A 3776-nucleotide genomic window follows, 5' to 3' on the forward strand; every position below is an offset into this window, starting at 1 on the left:
CAAGCCCGCCGCATCGAGGAGACCGCCCGCTGGTTCGGCACGCCGCTGGTGATGACCTATCAGAACCAGACGCCCGGCTTGCTGCCCAGCGAGGCGGAACGGCTAGGCAAGATCACCATCGGCACCGAACTCGGCTGGGGCCGGGCGGTCAACGCGGAGGGGGTCCGCTACGGACGGCACGGCGTGCTGGCGGCCGCCATCCGCCACGGCCAGCTTCGGGGCGAGATTGAGCCGATCGGCCACCATCGCGACGGAAGTCAACGCCTGGCGGCCATCGTCGATCGCGAGTGCTTCGTGCCGGCCCCCTTCGAGGGGCACTACGAGCCGCTCGTCGAGTGCGGGCAACTCGTCCAGCGCGGCCAAACCGTGGGGCTGCTGCACGACTTCGACCGTCTCGATCTCGATCCGTGGCCCGCCGTTGCCGGCCTCGACGGCATCGTCGTCGCCCAGGCCTGGGTGGCCCCCATCAAGCGCGGGCAGCACATCGTGGTCGTCGGGCGAGTAGTGGGCTGAGACGGCAGGCGGGCGCTTGCATTTCATTCGGCAAGCAATAAGATGCGATCCAAACCCATCCACGGAACGAAGATCAATCGCACTGCTGTGGCACGAGTAATAAAACCTCGCCCCCGCACGGTGGCGGCAAGAACGAAAGACGCATCCATTGCGGAAGTGCCGGTCGTACACGGCCTAGACACTTGGGGCGGACGTACAAAAGTGGGAATCCCTTGGGAGGTGCGACGCGGTGACGCCAAGTCAGTACTAACTACTATGGGCACCGACCGATTCGCCTGTGTCGTAACTTCGCCGCCGTACTACTCGCAGCGGGATTACAAGGTTGCCGGACAGATCGGATTAGAGAAGACAATCGGGGAATACGTAACACGAATTGTGGAGGTCTTCGAAGAGGTTAAGCGCGTTCTGGCGCCAGATGGGACTCTGTTCCTCAACCTTGGCGATACGTATTACTCTGGAAAGGGACAACCCGTCGGAAACGACCGCAAAAATGGCGCTCGACGATTTGGACTGCGGGCAGTGGATGCGAGTGGGCTGGGCGTACCCCGAAAGACTTCAATCGGGATCCCATGGCGAGTTGCACTCGCTATGATTGATAGCGGATGGACACTTCGCTGCCCTATCATCTGGTTGCGAAATGGCACAACTCCTGAGCCAACGGCGCACGATCGGCCGTGGCGAACGCATGAGATGCTGTTTTTGTTCACAAAGGGGCCTAAGTATCACTTCTCCAGAGACAATTTGAACGGAGAAGAGGATGTCTGGACGATTTCCAAACGTCCAAAACACTCAAAGGGCGTGCACTCAGCGGCGTTTCCTGATGAGTTAGTACGCAAGTGCCTGGAGGTTGGTTGCCCCGAAGGGGGAACGGTCCTTGATCCGTTTGCCGGAAGTGGCACAGTCCTTCGCGTGTCTGTTACAAGCGGTCGGCCCGCGGTGGGAGTCGATCTGAGCGAAGATTTTTGCCAACACATGGTGAAAGGAATTCGCCTACTATAGCTACTTCTTTTCCTTCTTTCGCGTGGGCTTCGAAGCCTCTTGGTTGAGTGTTGACTTGAGTACGGTTGCGATTACAGTTGCGCGATCTTCGCGAGCGTACTTGTCGTTCGTAGCTTTGGTGGCAGCCTTAAGATAGCGGAAAACGTCAGGGTGCGGGGCCTTCTCTGTGAGTTCTTCGTCCGACCCCTTCATCGCGAACATGTCATCCACCTGCGCATAAAACGCTTGCAAGCTTGACTTCACCTTCGCCGGGTCCAGTCGGAGATTCTTCAGTACTAACGAGTGGACTTCCACGATTAGGGTAAACAGGTCAGTCTTTTTCCACATGCGGCATTTCTTGTCAAAGCCACAGCTCTCGATGAATGCGAGAGTCGTCGCGATTTGCTTTGCCAACTCTTCGCCTTGAGGAAACTTGTCGTTGTAGCGTTGGAGATACGCTTTGTTCAGCGAGTCGCGATGATAATAAGTCGACAGAAGCGTTGTTGTAAGAATCACGCAAAAGTCCAGATCGCGCATTCGACGAAAGTCGGCTAACGAAAACACGTTATGACGACTAAAAAACTGACTTTTCGACAAGTCGTCGCAGAACTGCTTGTAAACTCCGCTGAATTGGGCATTGAGACGTTCCATCGCCTTTAATGCGTAGTCGGTGGAGTTAATGCGCGCGAAAATCTCTTTTATCTCTTCTTCGGTGACGGTCCCCAAGTCCCGAACGGCCACCTTGTAATCGAGAAACGCCATTTTGGTTTTCTCGTCTAATTCGCAATATGGCGTCACCTTCGTGAGAATCAAATCGGACGACCCTTGGACGTACTCTCGCAATGTAGATATTCGTTGCTGGCCGTCTACAAGTTGATTCTTACGCTTCATTGAGCGCGTGTCGATTTCACCCGTCGCTATGCGTAGCCCATCTTGGAGACCAAGCCCATGCCTGACGTCAGCATTCGACGAGTGAGTGAACTGATTAAGGACATTGAGGACGGGTCGCTTATTCTGAAGCCAGCATTTCAGCGGCGCTTGGTTTGGACGAACATCGTCAAAGACCATTTTCTTGACACCGTAAGCTTGGGCCTGCCTTTTCCAGAGATCTTTGTAGACGCACTGCCTTTTCTTGATACGCTTCGAGTCGCGACCATGTCCGATAGAGGCGTGCCGTGATGCGCCGCGGTCCAAATCTGCGCGACTGCATCAGGTTATCGAAAAAATTTGTCCATCGGGCAGCGTGCTCGAACCGCGGTACGTTTGGCAGTCCTCGAGGATCGATCCATCCGCTGAAGAGCATCCGAACGAATGCCCGGTACGAGCCGCTGCGCTCCCACGCAATGTCCGTTGTCGAATAAGCAAACACGTCATCCCAGTACTGATCAAAACGTTCAGAGGAGACGAGCGCGACGTCGAGATCCGAGTTTTCCCGTGCCTCTCTGTATCGCTTTTTGGGCGCTATACTGAATCCCGTGCGAGCTGAGCCAACCAGCACCACTGCACTTGGATGCAAATTGAATTGTCCGGCGACCAGGCTGCGAAGCGCGAAATACACGTCTTCGGTAATTGCTACTGGACTTCCAGTCGTAATATACTTCCGAATAACATCGCTTGGCCGCAAGGCGCTCAGGTCCGATCGGAACCGTTCCACGCGACCATCATGCGAATTCATGCCAGCGGACATGCACTTCTGCTCGAATATTGCTCTTGGCGGCATCGCTGTCGGGAATCGAAGAACATGACAAAGCGAGCCTGCTGCTTCTTTCGGTCACTGGTTCAATGGCTGGAAGTATTGCAAGTTGCAACGCAAAGTGCAACCAGTTTCCGTTAGGTCGGCCGCGACCGGCGTCGAGCTTTCGGAACGGTCACACCCAGCCGGCCTTTTGCATCTCGGCGTAAGTGGCCATGCCGGCGATGATGAAGAAGAAGAGTCCGCCCAGCGCCATGGCGATCCTTACGAACCAACCGGGTTGCAACTCCCGCGGCAGCAGCAGGCAGTTGACCCCCAGCGTGTGCCAGATGCTGAACCCCAACGCCCAATTGAAAATGATGCTGGCCAACAGCATCAGCTTGGCGCCGTCGACGAAAGCCAAGACCAGCACGCCGAAGACGGCATAGCCGCACAGCACGCTGAAATAAACGTAGCGAATCCGCCGCGGGTCCACCTCGCGAAGCCGGGCGCTGGAGGTCCAAAAGACGTCGACCCAGCGACGGATGACGCCGTCGGCGCTGCCCGCCATGCTGGGGGCCAGCACCAGAAAGCCGCAAAACAGCGTCAGGAA

Annotated in this window: 4 protein-coding genes; 1 reads left to right on the plus strand and 3 read right to left on the minus strand. The window is 56.4% G+C overall.

Going from position 1 to position 3776, the window contains the following annotated elements:
• Positions 1-513 (plus strand): succinylglutamate desuccinylase/aspartoacylase family protein (locus SGJ19_23680; protein ID MDZ4783259.1); only part of this gene is annotated, 513 nt, incomplete at its 5' end.
• Between the two features lie 999 nt (positions 514-1512).
• Here SGJ19_23680 and SGJ19_23685 read toward each other — a convergent pair.
• The 3 genes from SGJ19_23685 to SGJ19_23695 all read right to left on the minus strand — a co-directional run.
• Entirely contained in the window at positions 1513-2559 is a 1047-nt protein-coding gene (locus tag SGJ19_23685; protein MDZ4783260.1) for a DUF262 domain-containing protein, read from the minus strand.
• Entirely contained in the window at positions 2549-3178 is a 630-nt protein-coding gene (locus SGJ19_23690) for a hypothetical protein (protein MDZ4783261.1), read from the minus strand. The genes SGJ19_23685 and SGJ19_23690 overlap by 11 nt, the downstream gene beginning before the upstream one ends.
• 181 nt (positions 3179-3359) lie before the next feature.
• The coding region (locus SGJ19_23695) for a hypothetical protein (GenBank protein ID MDZ4783262.1) at positions 3360-3776 on the minus strand (417 nt) is incomplete at its 5' end.

The organism is Planctomycetia bacterium (assembly GCA_034440135.1).
Taxonomy (GTDB): Bacteria; Planctomycetota; Planctomycetia; order Pirellulales; family JALHLM01; genus JALHLM01.